The sequence below is a fragment of the Pedobacter sp. WC2501 genome (assembly GCF_052682415.1).
This window is the reverse complement of record NZ_JBQZFI010000001.1, coordinates 748,060-769,401: the sequence shown is the minus strand read 5'-3', so window position 1 is coordinate 769,401 and position 21,342 is coordinate 748,060. Positions and strand designations below refer to the sequence as shown.

Here is a 21,342-nt window from a genome sequence, read left to right as displayed (position 1 = left end):
ATAAACTGAAAACTGTGAATTGCTAACTGACTAAGCTAATAACCTGATTGGCTCTTCTAATAGACCTTTTAAAGTTTGTAAGAATTGTGCTCCTGTTGCACCATCAACTACACGGTGATCGCAACCTAAAGTCAATTTCATTACATTACCAGGAACAACAGCACCGTTTTTAACTACCGGAACTTGTTGTATAGCACCTACTGATAAAATTGCACCATCAGGAGAGTTGATAATTGAAGTAAACTCATCAATACCAAACATACCTAAATTAGAAACAGTGAAAGTAGAACCTTCCCAATCTGCAGGTTGTAATTTTTTAGCTTTTGCTTTACCACCAAAATCTTTTACTTCTGCAGAGATGTGTGATAAAGATTTGCCATCAGCGAAACGCACTACCGGTACCAATAAACCATCTTCAACAGCCATAGCTACACCGATGTTAGTATGTTCGTTAAATCTGATTTTATCGCCACCCCATGATGAATTAACAGCAGGGTGTTTTTTCAATGCAACGGCAACCGCTTTAATTACGATATCGTTGAAAGAAACCTTAACAGGAGCAACTGCGTTGATTGCCGTACGTGCAGCCATTGCATTGTCCATATCGATACTTACTGTTAGGTAAAAATGTGGGGCAGTAAATAAACTTTCAGCTAAGCGTTTTGCAATTACTTTACGCATTTGCGAAACAGGTTGCTCAGTGTACTTAACTTCACCAACAAATGTAGGGATAACTGGCGCAGCAGCTGCAGCTTTCTCAGCAACCGGAGCTGATGCAGATTCAGTTTTAGCTGGAGCAGCTGATGGCTTGAAGTTTTCGATATCTTTTTTAATGATACGACCACCTTCTGCACTACCTGCAACCTGTGCTAAATCGATCCCTTTATCCTTAGCAATTTTTTTAGCTAAAGGAGATGCTTTAACACGGCTATCTGATGAACTTTCTGCAACTGGAGCAGATGCGCTAGCATCAGCAGTTGTAGCTTGTTTTTCTTCTTTCGGTGCTTCGCTTTGGTCTTTCGCCTTTGGACTTTCAGCTCCTCCAGCTAAAATTCCGCTTACATCAGTTCCCTCAGGACCAACAATGGCGATAATTCCGTTTACTTTTGCAGCAGCACCTTTCTCTACACCAATGTGTAGTAAAGTTCCGGTTGCATAGCCCATTACTTCCATAGTAGCCTTATCGGTTTCTACATCAGCAAGAACATCATCATCTTTTACTTTATCGCCAACTTTTTTATGCCATTCAGCAATTACGCCTTCAGTCATGGTATCGCTTAACAAAGGCATGCGGATAACCGTAACACCTTTTGCTGCTAATTCTTCTTCACTTAAGCCACCACCCTGAGCAGGTGCCGCCTCTTCTTTTTTATCTTCAGCTTTAGGAGCTTCATCTTTGCTTTCAGACTTCGGGCTTGCCGACTCCTGACTTCCAGATTGTTCTGCTTCTAATGCAGCTTTATAATCTTCGCCTTCTTTACCAATAACGGCCATGATCGCATCAACAGGAACAGCTGTTCCTTCTTCTATACCTACGTATAAAAGGACACCATCCCAATAAGATTCCATATCCATTGTTGCTTTGTCAGTTTCTACTTCTGCCAAAACATCGCCGCTTTTCACTTTATCGCCCACTTTTTTATGCCACTTCGCCAAAACCCCTTCGGTCATGGTGTCGCTCATTTTGGGCATTTTAATTACATCAGCCATTATATCTAATTAATTGAATCTTATTAATATTAGTCCATTACGTAAGGGTAGTCCTGTTGCATATATACATCTTTGTATAGTTCGGATGCATCAGGCCAAGGAGATTCTTCAGCAAATTTTACTGCCTGATCTACAATTCCTTTTACTTTAGCTTCTACCTCTTCAATCCAGGCTTGATCTGCATACTTCTCTTTAAGGATCGTTTCTCTCGCATGTTCAACCGGATCTTTTGCTTTGTAATCTTCTAATTCTTCTTTGGTACGGTATTTTGCCGGATCTGACATAGAGTGACCACGATAGCGGTAAGTTCTCATTTCTAAGAAAGTAGGTCCTTCACCTTTACGCGCACGTTGAATTGCTTCGTCCATTGCATTGTGTACAGCAACCGGATCCATACCGTCAACTGGTGCACATGGCATATCGAAACCTAAACCTATTTTATAAATATCGGTCATGTTGGTAGTACGTTGTACTGAGGTACCCATTGCATAACCATTGTTTTCGCAAACAAAAATAACAGGCAATTTCCAAAGCATGGCCATGTTAAAAGTTTCGTTTAATGCACCCTGGCGCACAGCACCATCGCCCATATAACAAATGTTAACATTATCAGTTCCTTTGTATTTTTCTGCAAAAGCAACGCCAGCACCTAATGGAATCTGACCGCCAACAATTGCATGACCACCGTAGAAGTTATGCTCTTTACTGAACATGTGCATTGAACCACCTTTACCTTTAGAGCAACCTGTAGCCTTACCGTACATTTCTGCCATAATACTATCAGCACTAACTCCTAAAGCTAAGGCATGGGCGTGATCACGGTAAGTGGTAATCATTGAATCGCCTTTTTGCATCGCAGATATTGCACCTGCAACTACAGCTTCTTGTCCAATGTATAAATGACAAAAGCCACGTATTTTTTGTTGTCCGTATAACTGGCCGGTTTTTTCTTCGAATTTGCGCATCAGCAACATCGACTCAAACCACTTTAACCAGGTATCTTTATTTATTTCTACTGCACTCATTTTAGGATATTTGTTTTTTGCGACAGCAAATCTAATTTTTTTATTGTAATTTTTGGCACTTTTTAGTGTAAAAACATCATAGTATTAGGGTTGTAATCAGATTTAACAGTTGTTTTACAATTAAATATAAATATTGATTATCATTATCGATTTAACTGCGATTTCTTATAATTAAATCAACACCCTTTATCATAATATGGAATCAATTTATTCTAAAATTTAATTCTGTATTCGTGCTTATTTCCATAATTTAAAAATAAAGCATTTTAATGATTAACGGAAAAATAAAAAGAAACCGCTTTTGGTAAAACATGTTTTATCTGCGGAAATTCTAATGAATATTGGTGGATAAAAAACAAAAATGTTAATAACTTTCATTTTTTATAACATTACATTTGGATAACATTTGTATAATCAATACTTTTGACAACCAACAATAAGCCCATGTGGTGTACGTTAATGTGTAAGTGAATACCCAAACATAACTGTATAACATGATTAAAAAAATTTTGTTTTCTACCCTAATCGCTATCTGCACGCTCTCCAACGCATTTGCGCAAACAAAAACAAAAGAATCCGGTAAAGAATTAAATGATCCCGATAACCTTGCATCACAATATTTTTCGCAGGTAATGGGTGTTGCGGTAGATGCGACCTCGAATTTAAAACTGTACAAGTTTATATACGAATGGATTGGAACACCATACAGTTATGGTGGAAACAGTAAAAGAGGCATTGATTGTTCGGCTTTTACTAAAGCAATTTACGACAAAGTTTTCAACACCACCATCAGAAGAAATTCACGCGATATTTTCAGCATGGTAGATCCATTATCCAAAGAAGATTTAAAAGAAGGCGATCTGGTTTTCTTCAAAATTAAAAGCAGAAGTATTTCACATGTTGGTATTTACCTGGGCGATAACAGGTTTGCACATGCATCGAGTTCTCGTGGTGTGGTCATCAGCAACCTTAACGAACCTTATTACAGCCGTTATTTTTACAAAGGTGGCCGCGTTTTAGAATCGTTTAAGAAAGAATTTACAGTAGAATAGTTCAATTATAGTTGGCCATTTTCGGTTGACAGTAAAAAACATACATAATCCTCCTAAAGAAATTTTGGAGGATTTTTTTATTATTTAGCATTTTAATAATTGAATAGATGCTGAAATAAATTCAGCATGACGATTGCTGTAAACCATAAAAACCTGATGAAGTTTATCAATACGCTAATGATGTCCGCTCTTGCGCTAATTATTTTAATTAGCTGCACCAGCAATAATGCACAGATTACTCCGGCTGTAGCCAAACAAGATACCGTCATCAGAAAAATAAAGGATACGATATCCATTACCGCTGTAGGCGATATTATGCTTGGCTCTGCATTTCCATCCAAAACCAATCTCCCGCCCGATGATGCAGTAAATAGTTTCCAGGCGGTTGATAGTTTATTAAGAGGCGATATTGTATTTGGAAACCTGGAAGGCTGTTTTCTTAATTCGGGCAATTCGAACAAATGTAATGGCATTAATCCAAACAACTGTTACGCTTTTAGAATGCCGGAGCGCTACGCCGGGATATATAAGGGTGCAGGATTTAATGTTTTGAGCATCGCCAATAACCATGTTGGTGATTTTGACGCAAAGGGAAGGAAAAATACAGCAAGGATTTTAGATTCACTGAAGATCCATTATGCAGGACAGATAAATAAACCTTTTGAAGTTTTTGAAAAAGATAGTGTAAAGTATGCGTTCTGTGCTTTTGCCCCGAATGAGAATACAGTATCGATTAATAAGATTGATAGTGCGAAAGTTTTGGTGGCCCGTTTAAAATTAATGGCTGATATTGTGATTGTTTCTTTTCACGGCGGAGGTGAGGGAGCAAGATTTGAACATGTTCCACGTAAGAATGAGATTTTTTATAAAGAAAACAGGGGAAATGTTTATGCCTTTGCACATGCAGTTATTGATGCAGGTGCCGACGTGGTGCTGGGGCATGGTCCGCATGTAAGCCGGGCAGTCGAAGTTTATAAAAATAAATTCATTGCTTACAGTTTGGGTAATTTTTGTACCTATGGAATGTTCAGCTTAAAGGGTAATAATGGTATTGCTCCCTTGCTGCAGCTAAAAATAAATGCAAAGGGTGATTTTCTCTATGCCGATATTGTATCAGTTAAACAGGATAAGATCAACCGTTTAACCCTGGATGATAACCATAGCGCCTTTAAACGGATTAAAGAGTTGACAGATATTGATTTCGTTGGTCACCAGTTGAAGTTCGCTGACAACAGAATCAGTTTAAAAGATTAATTTCCTACGACACCAATCTCAATTTAATTCAGAATATTTGCTTTATGAAAACGGGATTAATACTTCATTACATCATTGGCATTGCAGCTGCACTTTTAGTTCTGGCCGCTGCTTACTACATTCAGCAAAATCCAAAGAACCTACTATCTGCCGGGATTATCATTTTAGCAGGCTGCCTGGTGGCTTTTAGCCAATACCAGATCATTAAACACAAAAAGAAACAAAAATGATTGCTGTTATTTAAGAAGCTATAAACGCCACAAACTTTAAAGATGGAATTTATCTTGGCTTAGCAGGTTTACTTTTTATTTTATCGGGGAAGTTTAGAAGGAAGAGTTAATTAACTCTCATCCTTCGTATTCTTTACTAAGCCAATACCCGATACAAAGAATATCAGTCCGATGATTCCATATACCATCAATCCTCTTGTATTTTGATTGTGGTTTACAAAGCCATATCCAGCATATATCAATCCAATTATACCAAGTACAGTTAATATGGTGCCAAAAGTGCGTTTTACGTTCATGTGGTGATTATTTAATAAGATAAAGACAAATTTTTCCCCTATTTGTTTTAAAGCAAAAAAAAAGTCCATTTCGGCTATCGAAATGGACTTTTTAACAAAAATTTAAGCGCTTAATCTACCAAACTCCTAACCTGTTCGCAGGTGCAACATACATTTTTGCAGTTGCAGGAATGTTAAATGCTTTATAAAATGCTTCCATATTATACACAGGGCCATTCACACGGAACATCTCTGGGCTATGTGGATCTGTTTTTAATCTTACACGCATACTTTCATCACGGGTTTTGATTCTCCAAACCTGTGCAAAACTTAAGAAAAAACGTTGATCGGGCGTAAAACCATCAATCTTTTTATCGCCTTTTCCTTGTTCGGTTAATTTAAAGGCATCGTATGCAATGTTTAATCCACCGATATCGGCCAGGTTTTCACCCAAGGTTAATGAACCGTTTACATGCTGATTGTCCAATAGCGAGAAGTTATTGTAAAATGTCTCTACTTTACCGGCTTTAGCTTTAAATTTATCAGCATCGGCTTTTGTCCACCATTCTTTTAAGTTGCCTACAGCATCGTACTGGCGACCCTGATCGTCAAAACCATGTGTCATTTCGTGACCAATTACGGCACCAATTGCACCATAGTTAATGGCATCATCTGCTGCAAAATCAAAGAATGGGAACTGTAAAATTCCAGCAGGGAAAACAATTTCGTTGAAAGACGGATTGTAATAGGCATTAACTGTCGGCGGAGTCATTCCCCATTCAGTTTTATCGACGTTTTTGTCCAATTTATACATCATTTCTTTATAGGCATGTTTATTAGCAGACTGAAGATTGGCGTAGTAGGTATTTTTAGACACCTCTACATCATCATATTTTTTCCACTTATCAGGATAACCGATTTTTTTGATAAATGCGTTAAGTTTTTCTAAAGCTTTCTTCTTGGTATCCGGTGTCATCCAATCTACCTTCTGGATTCTTTCAGCATATACTTTCTGCAAATTATTTACCAGGGTTAACATGCGCTCTTTCGCCTCTGGTTTGAAGTACTTTTCAGCATATAGTTGACCTAATAGTTCTCCTAAATGATCATCGGTAGCATTTACAATAGCTTTCCATCTTTCTGTTGGTGCCTGTTGACCATAAAGTGTTTTAGAGAAAAAGTCGAATTTGGCGTCCCTGAATTTTTTAGTAAAAGCATTGGCTGATCTATTTAAAGCATCAAACTTTAATTTTTCTTTCCAGATTTCGATAGGCTGGCTTTTTACCAGGGCTGATAAGGTTTGATAGTATTTTGGCTGCCTAACAATAAGGGTATCTGTGTTTGCCCCTAGTTTGTTCAGAACAGATTTCCACTCAATGTTTGGGGTCTGTTTTTGAAAATCAGCCACCGTCATTTTGTTATAATTCTTCTGTGGATCACGAAGTTGAACAGGCGTTGAATGGGACTGTGCAATTGCTGTTTCCAGTTTTAAAATATTGTCGGCATATTTAGCTGCATTCGCAGAATCGCCTGAAAGGTTAAAAATCTTTGTGATGTATTTGATATACTCCACTCTGATTTTTTTTGCTTTATCGTCCTGTTCTAAATAGTAACTGCGATCTGGCAGGGTAAGACCGGCCTGAGAAAATGATAAAGCATTTTTACTGCTTAATTTATCATCTGGTTCTACGCCAAAGCCTAATAAATCTCCTTCGCCATTTTTATAGCCTTCAGCAGCAAAATTGATTAAATCCTTCTCGTTTTTAATCCCGTCTATTTTATTTAAGAGCGGTTTTATAGGTTCGATACCCAGCTTCTCAATGGTAAGGGTATCCATTCCACTGGTATAAAAATCGCCCACCTTCTGTTCGCTACTTCCTTTCGCCGCATTAGCTTTAGCGGCATTTTCAAGAATGCTGTTCAGATTTTTTAGGTTATCATTATATAAAGTATAAAAAGAACCCCAGCCTGTTTCGGTTTTAGGAATCTCTGTGTTTTTCATCCATTTTCCATTGGCATACAGGAAAAAGTTATCACCAGGTTTTACGGTGGTATCCATTCCGGCCTTATCGAAAAATTCAGTACGCGCATTTACGGTATCAGTTTCCTGATGGCTCTTATTCTGGCATGCCGCAATTAGCAAAACACCTGCTGCGGGAAGAAATAATTTAATTTTCATTATGCATAAGTTAGTTAGAAAGCTTAAAGCTACAAAATGCCTGATGTAGTTTGTATGAATTTTTATAACTTCATAAAAAAATCTATTTATGCAATATACCATTTACATTATAGCTGTCGTAGGATTTATTATCTTACTCAGCTCATTCGTTACTGTTAAACAGGGAACCATTGCGGTGGTAACGGTTTTCGGTAAGTACCGCCGTCAATTAAGGCCAGGTTTAAATTTTAAAATCCCATTAATAGAGCAGATTTATTCTCGTATTTCCATTCAAAACCGCTCCGTGGAACTATCGTTTCAAGCAGTAACTCAAGATCAGGCTAATGTGTATTTTAAGGCCATGCTTTTATATTCCGTAGTGAACCAGGACGAGGAAACAATAAAAAACGTAGCCTTTAAATTTGTAGATGCGACCAACTTAATGCAAGCATTAATCAGAACCATTGAAGGTTCTATCAGGGCTTATGTGGCTACGCAAAAGCAGGCAAATGTATTGGCACAACGTAATGAAATTGTACTTCACGTTAAGGAACAGATCGATCAGGTTTTAGACGGATGGGGTTACCATCTTCAGGATCTTCAATTGAATGATATTACCTTTGATGAAGAAATTATGCGTTCAATGAGTCGTGTAGTAGCTTCGAACAACTTGAAAGCAGCTGCTGAAAATGAAGGACAGGCATTATTAATTACCAAAACCAAAGCTGCTGAAGCGGACGGTAATGCGATCAAAATTGCTGCTACGGCAGAACGTGAGGCTGCACAACTTCGCGGACAAGGTATTGCGTTGTTCCGTGCAGAGGTTGCCCATGGTATGAGCAAAGCCGCCCAGGAAATGGAACAGGCTAACCTTGACATTTCGGTAATCTTATTCACCATGTGGACGGAATCGATCAAACACTTTGCTGAAAATGGCGATGGTAACGTAATCTTTTTAGATGGCAGTACTGAGGGAATGAATAAAACCATGAAAGAAATGATGGCCATGCAATTGAGTCAGAATCCTAAGAAGAACTAGAGGTATATTTCATGCAAAAAAGACTGTTGCGGATAGCAGCGGTCTTTTTTTTGCGTTAATTAGTCGTTTTGGCTAAACGAAGAATTGATTAGCCTAAATTGTTTCTATAGAATTGATTGAATTTTGAGTGATCATTAGATGCGATTCATATCGTAATCAATGTGTAATTGTTATACACTATTTAAAACTTAAAATCAATTAATATGAAAGTTTTTGTAACAGGCGCAACCGGATTTGTCGGTTCTGCGGTAGTCAAAGAATTAATTAATGCAGGCCACGAGGTTTTGGGCTTGGCGCGGAATGAAACGGCTGAAAAAGCACTAGTACTTGCCGGAGCTGAAGTACATAAAGGTGATTTGGAAGACTTGGCGAGTCTGCAGGAGGGCGCCAGATTAGCAGATGGCATTATCCATACTGGCTTTATCCATGATTTTTCCCGATTTGCAGCGGTTTGCGAAATCGATAGGGCTGCAATAGAGACCATTGGAAACTCAATTGCAGGGACCGATAAACCCTTTATTGTAACTTCCGGGACTCTTGTCGTTAATCCGGGCATGTTGGCCACAGAAGATATGCTGCCCAATTATAATGGCGCGAACCCAAGGCTTGCTTCGGAAAAGGCAGTAGATGCACTCGCTTCTCAAAATATTCGCGTATCAGTGGTTCGTTTATCGCCATCTGTACACGGAGAAGGTGATGATCATGGCTTTGTACCCATACTGATTGATATCGCCCGCAAAACAGGTTCATCGGCTTATATTGGTGGTGGAGAAAACCGATGGACAGGTGTTCATAGGCTGGATGCCGCGAAACTTTATAGGCTGGCTTTGGAACAAGCTATGCCAGGAGCACGTTTTCACGGGGTGGCTGAAGAATCGATAACCCTTAAAGCAATAGCAGAGGCCATTGGCGAACAACTTGGTTTACCTGTCGTTTCTATATCTAAAAATGAAGCAGCCGCACACTTTGGTTGGTTTGAACATTTCGTAAGTATAGATGGACCGGCTTCCGGGCATTTAACCAGGGAACGTTTAAATTGGGAACCTGAATGTTCCACTTTGATTCAAGATTTGGAGCAAGGCATTTATTTTAAGTAAATTGTATTATGGAAACTTCGAACCGCTATCGTTTTAAAACCATATCAGAATATCATAAACTTGCAGGATTGCCGAAACCAGGTCATCCCTTAGTTAGTGTTGTTAATATGGAGGAGGTTAATATGCCCGTCAATGGCCGGTCAAAAACAATAATTTTTGATTTTTACTCCATTGCACTCAAGCGTGTGCCTGATGCGAAAATTAAATATGGGCAACAAATGAGTGATTTTGATGATGGTGTGTTGTTTTTTATGGCTCCTGGACAGGTTTTCACCGTTGAGATTAATCAGGATAAAACCCATCGGCCAACTGGCTGGATGATACTTTTTCACTCCGACTTGCTTTGGCAGACACATTTAGCTAAAACAATTAAGGATTATGACTTTTTTAGTTACGCACTATTTGAGGCTTTACATGTTTCTGAAACTGAAGAGGCGGTGCTTAATTCGATCGCCACATTGGTGAAAAATGAAACCAAGAGCAATATCGATCATTTTACTCAAAATGTGGTGATCGCGCAAATAGAATTACTGCTTAATTATGCACAGCGTTTTTATGGTCGTCAATTTATAACACGTAAAGCAATCAATCATCAGCTGCTTGATCGATTAGAGCATATTGTTAAGGACTATTTCGAACACGATGATCCTGGTAACAGGGGCTTACCAACAGTAACTTACATCGCCGAGAGACTTAACGTTTCACCAGGATACCTATCCGGATTGTTAAAAACACTTATTGGACAAAATACTCAACAATACTTACATCAGAAACTGATTGATTTAGCAAAAGAAAAACTTTCTACAACAAATCTTTCTGTTAGTGAGATCGCTTATGCACTTGGCTTCGAACATTTACAATCCTTTACTAAGTTGTTCAAATCCAAAACAAAGCTTACACCTTCAGCATTTAGACAATCGTTTAATTGAAAAATGATTTTAAAAAAAAAGCGAGCTACCTCAATAAGATAGCTCGCTTTTGTTAGATTTCTTTTATTAAAGTTTAGGTGAAGCTACACCAAGATTCATCACATAGTTGCCAGATTGTTGCATAAAATCGCCCATTACTTTCAACGATTCATCTTCGATAAAATCAAAAGCGTCTTGCTTGGTAATTTTATCTCCTTTTTTAATGGCTGGCAATCCTCTTAATGCTCTTAATTCATTCTGTCTGGCAAGTGTTTTAGCTTCTTGCGCATCGCGCTCAGCTTTAAGTTTTGCCTCGTTTAAAGTTATAGAAACTTCACTATCGCGTTTTCTAAGGTCTGCAATATCTTGTTTCAGGTATTTAAAATCCAATGAATTTGCGATGCGCTGCTCGCTGTTTTTAACCAATTGCGCTTTAACCGGAGTCAGATTAGCAACTGCTTTAAAGTTTGAGCTTGGAATAACGTCCCATGGTAAGGCAGATGATTCAGTATCCTCTCCAATTTTATCCATCGGATAAAGTGAAGGGAAAACCACATCAGGTGTTACCCCTTTATGTTGAGTACTACTTCCCGCAACACGGTAAAATTTAGCCATGGTTAAATTAATCTGACCTAAGTTAATGTCAGCCGGGCTTGTTCCGCTTGGCGAGGTGCCAACGGTTTTATCTTTAGAAATTAATCCTGCTATCTTTTGCAACATGCTTGGGTTTACCAGTTTATTTAAATCGATGGAAGATTGAACGGTACCTTTACCATAAGTTTGGCTACCCATAATAATTCCACGGCCATAATCCTGTATTGCACCGGCGAAAATTTCTGATGCAGATGCACTTAAGCGGTCTACAATTACACCAAAAGGACCGTCCCAGGTTACACCGCTATTTTCATCCTCGTCCACTTCAATTTTACCGCGTAAATCTTTCACCTGAACTACAGGGCCTCTATCGATAAATAAACCAGTTAATGAAATGGCTTCAACTAATGAGCCTCCACCGTTTCCACGTAAATCCATTACGATTGCATTTACCTTATCGTAAGTTTTTAACGAGTCTATTAATTTTCTAACATCTCTGGTAGTGCTTTTGTAGTTTTTATCACCTGCATTTGCCGCTTTAAAATCAGCATAGAATGCTGGTAGGGTAATAATCCCGATTTTATAATCTTTGCCATTGCTGTTGATGGTTTTAACTTTTTTCTTGGCAGATGTTTCTTCCAAAACAATTTTATCGCGAACCAATTCAATAATTACTGGTTTAGATGACATTTCTTTTCCGGCAGGGATAACTTTTAAACGCACCTTAGTTCCTTTCGGACCTTTAATTTTCGATACGGTGTTATCCAGTCTCCAACCTACCACATCAACAAATTCTCCATCACCCTGGGCTACAGCAATAATGCGATCGCCAGCACTCAGTTGTTTCCCTTTAAATGCAGGTCCACCAGCAATAATTTCAGAGATTTTAACTACCTCGTTTTCTAATTGTAAACGGGCACCAATACCTTCGAAAGAACGAGACATATCTTCGTTAAATGCTGCTGCGTTACTTGGGTTAAAATAATTGGTATGCGGATCAATAGATTCGGTGAAAGCATCCATCAAAATCTGGAAAACATCTTGATTATTGGTTTTTGAAGTTTGCGATTGTAGGTTTTGGTAACGTTTAGTTAATGTTTCTACATTCTTTGCTTCAGCTGTTCCAGCTAAATTTAAGTTGATTAATTCGTATTTAACACGTTTTTTCCAGGTATCATTTAATGCTGTTGAAGAAGTTGCCCAAGGCTGCTTCTCTCTATCATATAGATAACTGTCGGTTTGATTAAAATCAAATTTTGTTTTAATCTGAGCCAGGGAATAAGTAAAATATTCATTTAACCTTTTGGCATAAACGTTATAAATGAAAAACGGGCCGCTCAGATCGCCATTTTTGAAGTCATCGTCCAAAGTATACCTGTATTTTTCAAATTCCTTGATATCTGAAGCCAAAAAGTAATTTTTTCCCTGATCAAGCGATTTGATGTATTTATCTAAAATGATCGAAGAGATAGAATCGTTGATCTGAATTTTTTTATAATTGTAACTCTCAATCAAATTTACAACCTCTTTTATAACAAGTTGTTGCTGCTCATCAGGTTTCACATTGGTAACCCCCTCAACTATAGGCTGAGTTTTAGGTGCAGCATGACAAGCAAGTACTGCTGCAGTAAAAATTACAAAAAATATTCTCTTTAACATCTCTTTAAATGATTTAAAATCCATTTCCAATTCTATATAGCCAATATGATACCATTTTAGCAAAAAAACAAAAAAGAGACAGCATTATTACCGTCTCTTGTTAAAACTTTATCAAATCTAACTAAAAGCTTTTTATTTAACAATTTCTTACGTAGAACGTTGAGCGTTATTTTTTGTTTTAATGAAAAGGCAAAATTTGACCAATACAGACCTTTGAGGGGCTATAATATACTTTAGATAGGAATGTGTAGCAGAATTAAAGCGTTTGCCTAGCTCGGGTTTACTTTTTTACTGGTGGTTTTGCTCGCAATTGTTTCCCTGGCATCTTTAATCTGCGTTTTATACTGAGTGGTTTTGATGGAGTTGGCCAGCCATTCTGCTGATTTCAGATCTCTAAGGGCAAGTGTAAAATCTTTCTTTTTAATTTTAACCTGGGCAATGCCTAAAATAGATTCGATATAAGCATTGTTGCTTTTTAGTTGTTTTGCCAGGATACCTTGCTGGGTATAGAACCACATTGATTGGGTGTACTTGGTATTGGCCAGATAAACTTTGCCTAAGAGACTGTAGGTGTTCATTACTCCTGCTCTGTTTCCAGTTTTAGAATAATTTTTTAGGGCAACGTTTAAGAGAATCTGCTCCGCATCAGTAAAACGGCCGAGTTGATAATGCATACTGCTCATCTTGATAACCGCTTGTCCGTACCTGTTGAAGTTTTTTACGGCATTGTATTCAAAAGCTGCTTTACCAAATAAGGTGAGCGCTTCGTTGTAATCACCTTTTCGCTCAAAATCTTCTGCTTCCTCAAAAAAAGAATTCCCATCCTCCAGTTCAAATTTGGATACTGCTATATTTATCGCACTACCATTGGGTTCCTGGATCTCAGATTTATCTATATTTTGAGCTTGTAGTTGTAATGATGTAAAAAGGCCAATTAAAGCCAATACAATTTTGGTCATGCAACAAAAATAATACTTTAAATCCAATTTCAGCTAAATACCTGTAAATTAACATCAAAAGATGCCCAAACCATGTAAGGGTGAGAGTCGCAATGGTATACTTCACCTGCTGCAGAAATGCCTATAATGCCCGCAAAGCCATCAAAAGCTTTAAGTTCAGCAAAGGATTTATCAGAAGCTTCCTTTAAAGAAAAACCATCTGTAACGCGGGTTACAATTTTTGCGGCCAGGGCACCGCTAACAATATCTTCGCCTACTCCGGTACAAGAAATACCCGCATATTGATTGGCATAGTTGCCTGCCACGGTTGCAGAATCGCTCACCCGGCAAGGGATTTCGAATCCTTTTCCACCTGTAGATGTTGCTGCTGCTAAATTTCCATCTGCATCGAGTGCTACACAGCCTACAGTTCCTTTATTATTCTTTTGATTTAATTTGGCTTCGTACTCTGACTGGCGCTGTGGTGTAATCGGATTGAAATATTCAAATCCGTTTGTTCTTGCAAATTGCTGGGCACCGTCACCACTAAGCACCCGGTCATCGTATGTTAGTAGGTTCTGCGCAATCTGTATAGGGTTTTTAACATCTTCAACATTAATTACCCCACTAAATTTTTCAGTTTTACCATCCATTAGCGCTGCGCTCAGTCTCACTTTTCCATCGCTTTGGATCTGCGAACCAATACCAGCATTAAACAGCTCGTTATCTTCTAACAGCGCAACAGTATAAACAACAGTTTCTAAAGCAGTATGCGTTTTTAGATATTCATGTCCGAGCGCAACAATTGAAGCCAAAGCATCTTGTTTTGCTTTTTTTGTTTCCTGGTTGGTAGACGATTCGCTGAAGAAGCCGCCATGTATGATTAGTTTCATTTTTTTGAGTATTCTAGTATCAAGTATTAAGTAGCAGGTATCAAGATTGGGTAAATCCTAGCTGAAAATCGCCCACTGTTAACTGTTACTGAATTAGGCTATCGGAATTACCTTTGGGTGATGAATTACTAAGCTATGGTCTGTTAAGTCATAAACGTCGCCATCGCACATCACATGTACCACCATGTTTTTAATCGAAACAGGTTGCCCCATTTCTACATCAGTTAAATTGGTATCGGCCATAGTGCGGCCATCTACTAAAATTACCATGCCAGAGCCAATGGCCTCCATTATATGGCCATCAGAGATAAAGAGCCCTGTGTCTTCACCAAGACCGATCCCTAAAATACCGGGATTACTGGCAGCGGCATATAACAAACGACCGATTCTTCCGCGCTGAACAAAATGCGTATCTACAATAACATCATCAATAAAGCCTAATCCACCTGTAATTTTAACTTCACCTTTAAGTAAAGCATCTTTACTGCTGCCTTGGTAAATCATATTTTTAGAACTTGCAGCAGCCCCGGCAGAAGTACCGGCAATAACAACAGGTTCATTTCTATATTTTTCTAACAAGATCTGATGGATTTTTGTTCCGCCAAAGATTGAAGAAAGACGGAGCTGATCTCCGCCGGTAAAAATAATTACCTCTGCGGCTTTGATACGCTCATAATTTTCATCAGAATTGGCTTCTTCACGGTTGGAAATATTAAGAACACCAACATTATGCACGTCTAATTGTGCATAAGCCTTAATATATTCTTCACCCACTTTTTCGGGCATTAATGATGCTGTAGTGATGATCTCGAAACGAGATTGCGTATCTCTTAATGATTCTGTAGTAATCCGTTTTAAAATTCCACGTTCAAAAAAATTCATATTCTCAGGTAGTCCGAATTGCGTTTCTGCGAAGCTACCTGTGTTTATTGCGCCACCAATGATGATGAGTTTACCTTTCGGAACCATTCTTTGTGTATTATATTTGTATCAAAAAACCCAAATATATAGGCTTAAGATAAAAAACACGACTTTTTTTGTAAAGAATATTCAGTTTATTAACAAAAGTTGAAATATTATAACATAAAATTAACAGGATTGTACTTGAAAATAAAACAAATACACCTTAAAATTGATTTAGCTAAATGGAACCTCTATTTTCAAAATAAATGCATAATTTACAGTCATCAATTTCATTCTAAAAATTGAGGATAAAGAGCGATTCATAAATCCTTCTGCAACATAAAAAACGAACAAAACATTACATGAAGATATTAAATATACAAGTATTAAGAGGACCAAACATATGGTCTATTAGCCGGAAGAAATTAATTCAGATGCGACTGGATTTAGAGGATTTAGAGCAAAAACCAACAAATGTAATAGAAGGATTTAGTGAAAGGATTGAGAAACTGTTGCCAAGCATGTTTACCCATCGTTGCTCGAAAGGTGTTGAAGGTGGTTTTTTTACAAGAGTGAAAGAAGGCACCTGGATGGGGCACGTGATTGAACACATTGCACTGGAAATTCAGACACTCGCTGGTATGGAAACTGGTTTTGGCAGAACGCGCATGACCAAAACCGAAGGCATTTATAATGTGGTTTTCAGTTATCTGGAGGAGAAAGTAGGTGTTTACTCGGCGGAAGCCGCGGTGAGAATTGCCGAAGCTTTGATCAATAATGAAGAGTACGATTTAGAACACGATATCCGCAGGATGAAGGAAATACGTGAACTGGAAGCCCTAGGCCCAAGTACAGGATCTATTGTGGAAGAAGCGGTAAAAAGAAGCATTCCATGGATAAGATTGAATAAAAGTTCATTGGTACAACTGGGTTATGGTAAAAATCAGGTGCGTTTTAGGGCCACCATGACTGAAAAAACCAGCAGTATTGCTGTAGATCTTGCCAGCAACAAGGAAGAAACGAAACGTTTGCTCACCGAAGCTGCCATTCCGGTAGCCTCAGGGGTAACCATTTCAAATCCTGACGATCTCGAAGCATCTGTTAAAAAGGTTGGATTTCCTCTGGTTTTTAAACCACTTGATGGCAACCACGGTAAAGGTGCAACCATTAATGTGAAAACAATGGAAGATGCTGTGGCGGCTTTTGAATATGCCAAAACGTATTCGAGAAGGGTAATTATAGAAAAATTCATTACCGGATTTGACTTCCGGGTTCTGGTAATCGACCATAAGGTGGTTGCCGCGGCACAACGTGATCCGGCTCATGTAAAAGGTAATGGTATCCATACCATCCAGGAATTAATTGATAAGGAGAATGAAGATCCACGTCGTGGTTATGGCCATGAAAATGTGTTAACAGAAATCGCTGTCGATCGTGATACCCTGGATTTATTAGCAAAAAAAGAATATACTTTAGAGACTATCCCGGAAAAAGGAGAGGTGGTTTATTTAAAATCGACAGCCAATTTAAGTACAGGAGGAACATCTATTGATGTAACAGATATTGTTCACCCACAGAACATTTTTATTTGTGAAAGAATTTCAAGGGTAATCGGATTGGACATCTGCGGTATCGATATCATGGCGCAGGATCTTACCCAACCCTTAACCGAAAATGGTGGTGTGGTATTAGAAGTTAATGCCGCTCCTGGTTTTAGGATGCACCTGGCGCCGAGCGAAGGTTTACCACGCAATGTTGCGGCACCAGTAATTGATATGTTATATCCACAGGGGAAATTATCACAAATCCCGATTATTGCAGTAACCGGAACCAACGGAAAAACTACCACTACACGTTTAATTGCGCACATTATCCGCAGCAACGGTAAACGTGTAGGTTTTACTACTAGTGATGGCGTTTATGTGCACAATACGATGCTGATGAAGGGTGATACAACAGGGCCGGTAAGTGCAGAGTTTATTTTAAAAGACCCGACAGTAGAGTTTGCCGTATTGGAAACTGCCCGTGGAGGAATTTTAAGGGCAGGATTGGGATTTAATGCCTGCGACATCGGCGTGGTGACCAACATTCAGGAAGATCACCTTGGCCTTTCTGACATTCATAATCTTGACGATTTAACCCGTGTTAAAGCGGTTGTAATTGGTGCGGTACGCCGAAAAGGTTGGGCTGTATTGAATGCCGATAATGGTTATTGCGTGCGCATTGCTAAAGAGGCCCGTTGTAATGTTGCTTACTTCAGCATGGATGAAAACAATCCTGTAGTTAAAGAACATTGTAGAAAAGGCGGTATTGCTGCCATTTATGAAAACGGGTACATCACCATTAAAACCGGCGACTGGAAATTAAGGGTAGATAAAGCCACCCATATTCCTTTAACCTTTGGTGGTTCTGTAAACTTTATGATTCAGAATGTACTTGCAGCAACGTTAGCAGCCTATTTATGGGGATACAAACCTGAAGATATCCGTTTGTCGTTAGAAACCTTTATTCCTTCAGCAGCACATACGCCAGGAAGGATGAATATTTTCAGATTTAAAGATTTTAAAGTGCTGGTTGATTTTGCGCATAATCCTGATGGATTTAATGGTGTAAAAGGTTTCTTGCAGGGCGTTGAAGCTACAGAACAAGTAGGTATTATTTCAGCAACAGGGGACAGAAGAGACGAGGATATTATCGAAACTGCCCGCATTTCTGCACAAATGTTTGATAAGATCTACATTTGTCAGGAGAAATATCTCCGTGGCAGACAACAGCAGGAACTGGTCGATTTACTGATAAAAGGAATCAGAGAGGTTGATCCTGATAAAGAGATTATTGTAAACAATAAGAGTACGGAATGTTTGCAAATCGCTATTGAAACCGCTAAGAAGGGTTCTTACCTCACTATTTTAAGTAACACTATTGATAATACGATTCAGCGCGTTACTGAACATTTAGACCGGGAATTAGAATCATAGATTCTCGACTGAGTTTTTCCACCGATAATCGTCATCTCCAACCCGATAGTTATCGGGGCGATTGGGAATCGCATAATGCAATAAGCTTTAAGATTCCCGCCTACGCGGGAATGACGGCTGTAATAAAAAACCTCCTCCGAATTAATCATTCGAAGGAGGTTTTTATTTTATGTTTTAATTTATTTATGCCTGAGCATCACGTAATCTTTTAATTTCATCGTGAGATGTTCTTAATGATGCTTTTTGCTCAGAAATCAGTTCTCTGATATTTGAAGGGATATTTTCTTCCTCTAAGGCCATTTTATATGCATTTTGAGCGGCATCTTCGCCAAACTCACAATTATTTAAAACAGTTTTACGGTCGTGACCGGTAAAAAGCGCTTTAACATCCATCCAGGCCCTGTAGATTTTACCCGAATTGGTTGTTCCTGTTTCAATATCTTCACCTAAAGCCGATACTTCTGTTGCCAGTGCCATTTTATATTTTTGACTTTCGCCTATCATATTTAGAAATAACGTCTTTAAATCGGCATCTTCATCTTTTAATTCCTGGCGGGCTTTTTCGTAACCTTCAATACGATCGTTATTAATTTGAATCAAATCGTTTAATACCTCTGCTGTTTCTGTTGTCGTTTTCATGTTTTTTATTTTTATAGTTTCGATGTATAAAAGCAACATGAGCAATTAAAAAAGGTTTGTAATTTTTTTTAATTGCCTACAACGGTGAGCTATATCAGCTATTTCTAATGATGGACAGACTGCCGGGCATTATTTTTTAGAAAAATACTGGGTCAGCTTTTCTTTTACAAAACGCCTGACCCGTGTTACCATATTGCCTTTTCGCTTAATCAAAAAGCTCCTGATGGCTTTGTATGCGATGGGGTCTTCGGCTATTACAGTAGGGAATTCTACAATTGGTTTGGGATTGATAATTACGTTATAGATGTCGTTTATTCCAGAGTGTACGCCGGTGCCATCATGGCCAATATTGTTAACGAGTGATTGTGATGGATTAAGTGTAATACCTCCTTTTAAAAAAATTGAAGCATACCATCTTATGGCCCAGCTATTGTTTTTACCTTTTTTAAATTCCTGCATCTGTTTCCAGAAATTCATTTTATTGTCGATGGAAAATGCAGTCCTTTTCTTTTTATCAAACTGTTTGATAAGAATGTTAATATCTGGTTCAAAATTTTTCCATGCTCTTCCCCATGTTGCCCAACCCCAGCTTGTGGCTGCCCTGTAAAAAAAAGATGGTGAAAGGTTATCTGACTTTAAAGGATACATATAGGCCCCGATGTGCATTACTTTTTCCTCTTCGCGGTAATGGTTCAAAGCGTTGTTGAAATAGGATAAGGTATGTGGAGAGGTAATGAGGTCATCTTCAAATACAATTACCTGATCGTATTCTGCTATTAACTGGGTTACTCCTGCAATTACCGCATTGGCTAAGCCTGCATTAATCTTACTTTCGATTACTTTAACCGACTTAAAACCATCTGCTTTTTTGATGATTTTTCTTACGGCAGTAACTTTTTCTCTATCCAGATCGGTTTTGGCACCATCAGAAAAAATATACAAATGGCTTTGTGCTGCCAACTCATTTTGTTGCAGAAATTGTAATGTACGCTCAGTGTGCTGCGGACGGTTGTATACGAAAAGTGCTATTGGGGCAAGGCTTTGCATTTTTGTTTTATTTTAATTACCGATCTTCAATTAAAGTGTCCGTCATCTCGATCCGATAGCTATCGGATGAAACGTAGTGGAATAGAGAGATCTATCAAAATAGATTTCTCGGCTTCGTTGCACTTCGCTCGAAATGACGATCACTGAGTTGCATCCTACTGTTACCTAAAATATTTGCAGGTTATGATCTGATTTTTTGGTTAACACAGTATAGGCATTGGCAAATTGCTCTTGCTTTTTCTTCCCAAACAAATTACCCAAGGTTTTTTTAATCCGGTATTCCAGTTCTATTTTTAAGTTTTTAGCAAATGTTTTTGGCGCTTTTCTATTGATAAACTCATTAAACTTTACTGTTTCCGGCGCAGTCATCGATACCTTATCTTCTAAAATTTGTAAACCCTCACTCTGCAGTAAAAACCTTAAAGAAGTTGGCGTATACATATTAATGTGTCCATAATCTAAAAAATGTTTCATTCTTTCGTCTACACCAAAGCGATAATCTTTAGGGACTTCTACTACAATATATTTTGCAACTCTTTTCAATTCACGGATCAGGATCCGCTCATGTTCTACATGTTCTAAAACGTGAGCAAGAATAATCAGATCGAAAGTATCATCTTCATAAGGAATTTTATAACCATCGAAAGTTTGTGCTTCTTTTAAACTGGCGAGGTTACGGGCTCTTATAATGTCGACACCACTTTGTGCAATTTCTAAAGCATATAATTCTGGTGCGAAATGCCATTCATCTAAAAAATGTAAGATACTGCCATCTCCGGCACCTACCTCAAGTACTTTTTTAGGTTTTAGTCCTTTGCATACATCGACGATATTCTTGGCTTTGTATTTAGCACCGAGCATTCTCCAGGCCACATCGCTATTGGTATAAAAATTATCGTAGGCCGTTTTTACTTCTTCGCTTAACATGCAGTTTGTATTGTTA

18 protein-coding genes are annotated in these 21,342 nt (G+C 38.3%); 7 read left to right on the top strand and 11 right to left on the bottom strand.

The window, feature by feature from the left end; translation table 11 throughout:
- Nucleotides 1-30: 30 nt before the first annotated feature.
- Entirely contained in the window at nucleotides 31-1,710 is a 1,680-nt protein-coding gene (locus ACUN24_RS03315; RefSeq protein WP_445561236.1) for a 2-oxo acid dehydrogenase subunit E2, read from the bottom strand.
- Nucleotides 1,711-1,739: 29 nt separating this feature from the next.
- Nucleotides 1,740-2,735 carry a pyruvate dehydrogenase (acetyl-transferring) E1 component subunit alpha gene (gene pdhA / locus ACUN24_RS03310; RefSeq protein WP_121285870.1) on the bottom strand — a complete coding sequence of 332 codons (996 nt, stop codon included), beginning with the start codon at nucleotides 2,733-2,735 and terminating at the stop codon, nucleotides 1,740-1,742.
- A 494-nt stretch (nucleotides 2,736-3,229) separates the two neighbouring features.
- On the opposite strand from pdhA, the gene ACUN24_RS03305 reads away from it, so the two are divergent.
- From ACUN24_RS03305 to ACUN24_RS03295, 3 genes are all read left to right on the top strand, one after another.
- A complete protein-coding gene (locus tag ACUN24_RS03305; protein WP_121285873.1) occupies nucleotides 3,230-3,787 on the top strand; it encodes a C40 family peptidase in 558 nt (185 codons plus the stop codon).
- A 126-nt stretch (nucleotides 3,788-3,913) separates the two neighbouring features.
- Nucleotides 3,914-5,041: a CapA family protein gene (locus ACUN24_RS03300; protein WP_445561235.1), complete on the top strand. Its 1,128-nt coding sequence runs from the start codon at nucleotides 3,914-3,916 to the stop codon at nucleotides 5,039-5,041.
- A 44-nt stretch (nucleotides 5,042-5,085) separates the two neighbouring features.
- Nucleotides 5,086-5,271 (top strand): hypothetical protein, encoded by a 186-nt coding sequence (locus ACUN24_RS03295; RefSeq protein ID WP_147230237.1) that lies wholly within the window; start codon nucleotides 5,086-5,088, stop codon nucleotides 5,269-5,271.
- 110 nt (nucleotides 5,272-5,381) lie between these two features.
- On the opposite strand, the gene ACUN24_RS03290 is transcribed toward ACUN24_RS03295, so the two are convergent.
- Both ACUN24_RS03290 and ACUN24_RS03285 read right to left on the bottom strand, forming a co-directional pair.
- Nucleotides 5,382-5,567, bottom strand: a complete 186-nt coding sequence (locus tag ACUN24_RS03290) for a hypothetical protein (protein ID WP_138818968.1) — start codon at nucleotides 5,565-5,567, stop codon at nucleotides 5,382-5,384.
- A 115-nt stretch (nucleotides 5,568-5,682) separates the two neighbouring features.
- On the bottom strand, nucleotides 5,683-7,725 hold the full coding sequence (locus ACUN24_RS03285; RefSeq protein WP_445561234.1) for a M13 family metallopeptidase: 2,043 nt from the start codon (nucleotides 7,723-7,725) through the stop codon (nucleotides 5,683-5,685).
- 88 nt (nucleotides 7,726-7,813) lie between these two features.
- Between ACUN24_RS03285 and ACUN24_RS03280 the strand changes: the two genes are divergently transcribed.
- From ACUN24_RS03280 to ACUN24_RS03270, 3 genes are all read left to right on the top strand, one after another.
- Nucleotides 7,814-8,743 (top strand): SPFH domain-containing protein, encoded by a 930-nt coding sequence (locus tag ACUN24_RS03280; protein WP_193419204.1) that lies wholly within the window; start codon nucleotides 7,814-7,816, stop codon nucleotides 8,741-8,743.
- Nucleotides 8,744-8,946: 203 nt separating this feature from the next.
- Complete coding sequence (locus tag ACUN24_RS03275) at nucleotides 8,947-9,840, top strand: SDR family oxidoreductase (RefSeq protein ID WP_445561233.1); 894 nt, start codon at nucleotides 8,947-8,949, stop codon at nucleotides 9,838-9,840.
- A gap of 8 nt (nucleotides 9,841-9,848) precedes the next feature.
- Nucleotides 9,849-10,769, top strand: coding sequence for a helix-turn-helix domain-containing protein (locus ACUN24_RS03270; protein WP_445561232.1), 921 nt, complete (start codon nucleotides 9,849-9,851; stop codon nucleotides 10,767-10,769).
- Between the two features lie 66 nt (nucleotides 10,770-10,835).
- Here ACUN24_RS03270 and ACUN24_RS03265 read toward each other — a convergent pair whose 3' ends face one another.
- The 4 genes from ACUN24_RS03265 to ACUN24_RS03250 all read right to left on the bottom strand — a co-directional run bounded on the left by ACUN24_RS03265 (nucleotide 10,836) and on the right by ACUN24_RS03250 (nucleotide 15,801).
- Nucleotides 10,836-13,001 carry a carboxy terminal-processing peptidase gene (locus ACUN24_RS03265; protein WP_445561231.1) on the bottom strand — a complete coding sequence of 722 codons (2,166 nt, stop codon included), beginning with the start codon at nucleotides 12,999-13,001 and terminating at the stop codon, nucleotides 10,836-10,838.
- A 269-nt stretch (nucleotides 13,002-13,270) separates the two neighbouring features.
- Entirely contained in the window at nucleotides 13,271-13,960 is a 690-nt protein-coding gene (locus tag ACUN24_RS03260) for a hypothetical protein (protein ID WP_445561230.1), read from the bottom strand.
- Nucleotides 13,961-13,989: 29 nt separating this feature from the next.
- On the bottom strand, nucleotides 13,990-14,832 hold the full coding sequence (locus tag ACUN24_RS03255) for an isoaspartyl peptidase/L-asparaginase (protein ID WP_445561229.1): 843 nt from the start codon (nucleotides 14,830-14,832) through the stop codon (nucleotides 13,990-13,992).
- A gap of 93 nt (nucleotides 14,833-14,925) precedes the next feature.
- Complete coding sequence (locus ACUN24_RS03250) at nucleotides 14,926-15,801, bottom strand: cyanophycinase (RefSeq protein ID WP_132395464.1); 876 nt, start codon at nucleotides 15,799-15,801, stop codon at nucleotides 14,926-14,928.
- A 296-nt stretch (nucleotides 15,802-16,097) separates the two neighbouring features.
- Here ACUN24_RS03250 and cphA point away from each other — a divergent pair, with 296 nt between their 5' ends.
- On the top strand, nucleotides 16,098-18,713 hold the full coding sequence (cphA, locus tag ACUN24_RS03245; RefSeq protein ID WP_445561228.1) for a cyanophycin synthetase: 2,616 nt from the start codon (nucleotides 16,098-16,100) through the stop codon (nucleotides 18,711-18,713).
- A 183-nt stretch (nucleotides 18,714-18,896) separates the two neighbouring features.
- On the opposite strand, the gene ACUN24_RS03240 is transcribed toward cphA, so the two are convergent.
- The 3 genes from ACUN24_RS03240 to ACUN24_RS03230 all read right to left on the bottom strand — a co-directional run bounded on the left by ACUN24_RS03240 (nucleotide 18,897) and on the right by ACUN24_RS03230 (nucleotide 21,326).
- Nucleotides 18,897-19,352 (bottom strand): PA2169 family four-helix-bundle protein, encoded by a 456-nt coding sequence (locus ACUN24_RS03240; RefSeq protein ID WP_445561227.1) that lies wholly within the window; start codon nucleotides 19,350-19,352, stop codon nucleotides 18,897-18,899.
- Between the two features lie 129 nt (nucleotides 19,353-19,481).
- On the bottom strand, nucleotides 19,482-20,399 hold the full coding sequence (locus ACUN24_RS03235; protein ID WP_445561226.1) for a glycosyltransferase: 918 nt from the start codon (nucleotides 20,397-20,399) through the stop codon (nucleotides 19,482-19,484).
- Nucleotides 20,400-20,564: 165 nt separating this feature from the next.
- Nucleotides 20,565-21,326 carry a class I SAM-dependent methyltransferase gene (locus tag ACUN24_RS03230; RefSeq protein ID WP_445561225.1) on the bottom strand — a complete coding sequence of 254 codons (762 nt, stop codon included), beginning with the start codon at nucleotides 21,324-21,326 and terminating at the stop codon, nucleotides 20,565-20,567.
- Nucleotides 21,327-21,342 lie beyond the last annotated feature (16 nt).

Coding starts and splice junctions, on each gene's coding strand:
- ACUN24_RS03250 (WP_132395464.1), bottom strand. CDS start 15,801: ATGGTTCCGAAAGGTAAACTCATCATCATTGGTGGCGCAATAAACACA.
- ACUN24_RS03270 (WP_445561232.1), top strand. CDS start 9,849: ATGGAAACTTCGAACCGCTATCGTTTTAAAACCATATCAGAATATCAT.
- ACUN24_RS03300 (WP_445561235.1), top strand. CDS start 3,914: ATGACGATTGCTGTAAACCATAAAAACCTGATGAAGTTTATCAATACG.
- ACUN24_RS03295 (WP_147230237.1), top strand. CDS start 5,086: ATGAAAACGGGATTAATACTTCATTACATCATTGGCATTGCAGCTGCA.
- ACUN24_RS03305 (WP_121285873.1), top strand. CDS start 3,230: ATGATTAAAAAAATTTTGTTTTCTACCCTAATCGCTATCTGCACGCTC.
- ACUN24_RS03265 (WP_445561231.1), bottom strand. CDS start 13,001: ATGTTAAAGAGAATATTTTTTGTAATTTTTACTGCAGCAGTACTTGCT.
- ACUN24_RS03315 (WP_445561236.1), bottom strand. CDS start 1,710: ATGGCTGATGTAATTAAAATGCCCAAAATGAGCGACACCATGACCGAA.
- ACUN24_RS03285 (WP_445561234.1), bottom strand. CDS start 7,725: ATGAAAATTAAATTATTTCTTCCCGCAGCAGGTGTTTTGCTAATTGCG.
- ACUN24_RS03240 (WP_445561227.1), bottom strand. CDS start 19,352: ATGAAAACGACAACAGAAACAGCAGAGGTATTAAACGATTTGATTCAA.
- ACUN24_RS03235 (WP_445561226.1), bottom strand. CDS start 20,399: ATGCAAAGCCTTGCCCCAATAGCACTTTTCGTATACAACCGTCCGCAG.
- ACUN24_RS03275 (WP_445561233.1), top strand. CDS start 8,947: ATGAAAGTTTTTGTAACAGGCGCAACCGGATTTGTCGGTTCTGCGGTA.
- ACUN24_RS03255 (WP_445561229.1), bottom strand. CDS start 14,832: ATGAAACTAATCATACATGGCGGCTTCTTCAGCGAATCGTCTACCAAC.
- ACUN24_RS03230 (WP_445561225.1), bottom strand. CDS start 21,326: ATGTTAAGCGAAGAAGTAAAAACGGCCTACGATAATTTTTATACCAAT.
- ACUN24_RS03260 (WP_445561230.1), bottom strand. CDS start 13,960: ATGACCAAAATTGTATTGGCTTTAATTGGCCTTTTTACATCATTACAA.
- cphA (WP_445561228.1), top strand. CDS start 16,098: ATGAAGATATTAAATATACAAGTATTAAGAGGACCAAACATATGGTCT.
- pdhA (WP_121285870.1), bottom strand. CDS start 2,735: ATGAGTGCAGTAGAAATAAATAAAGATACCTGGTTAAAGTGGTTTGAG.
- ACUN24_RS03280 (WP_193419204.1), top strand. CDS start 7,814: ATGCAATATACCATTTACATTATAGCTGTCGTAGGATTTATTATCTTA.
- ACUN24_RS03290 (WP_138818968.1), bottom strand. CDS start 5,567: ATGAACGTAAAACGCACTTTTGGCACCATATTAACTGTACTTGGTATA.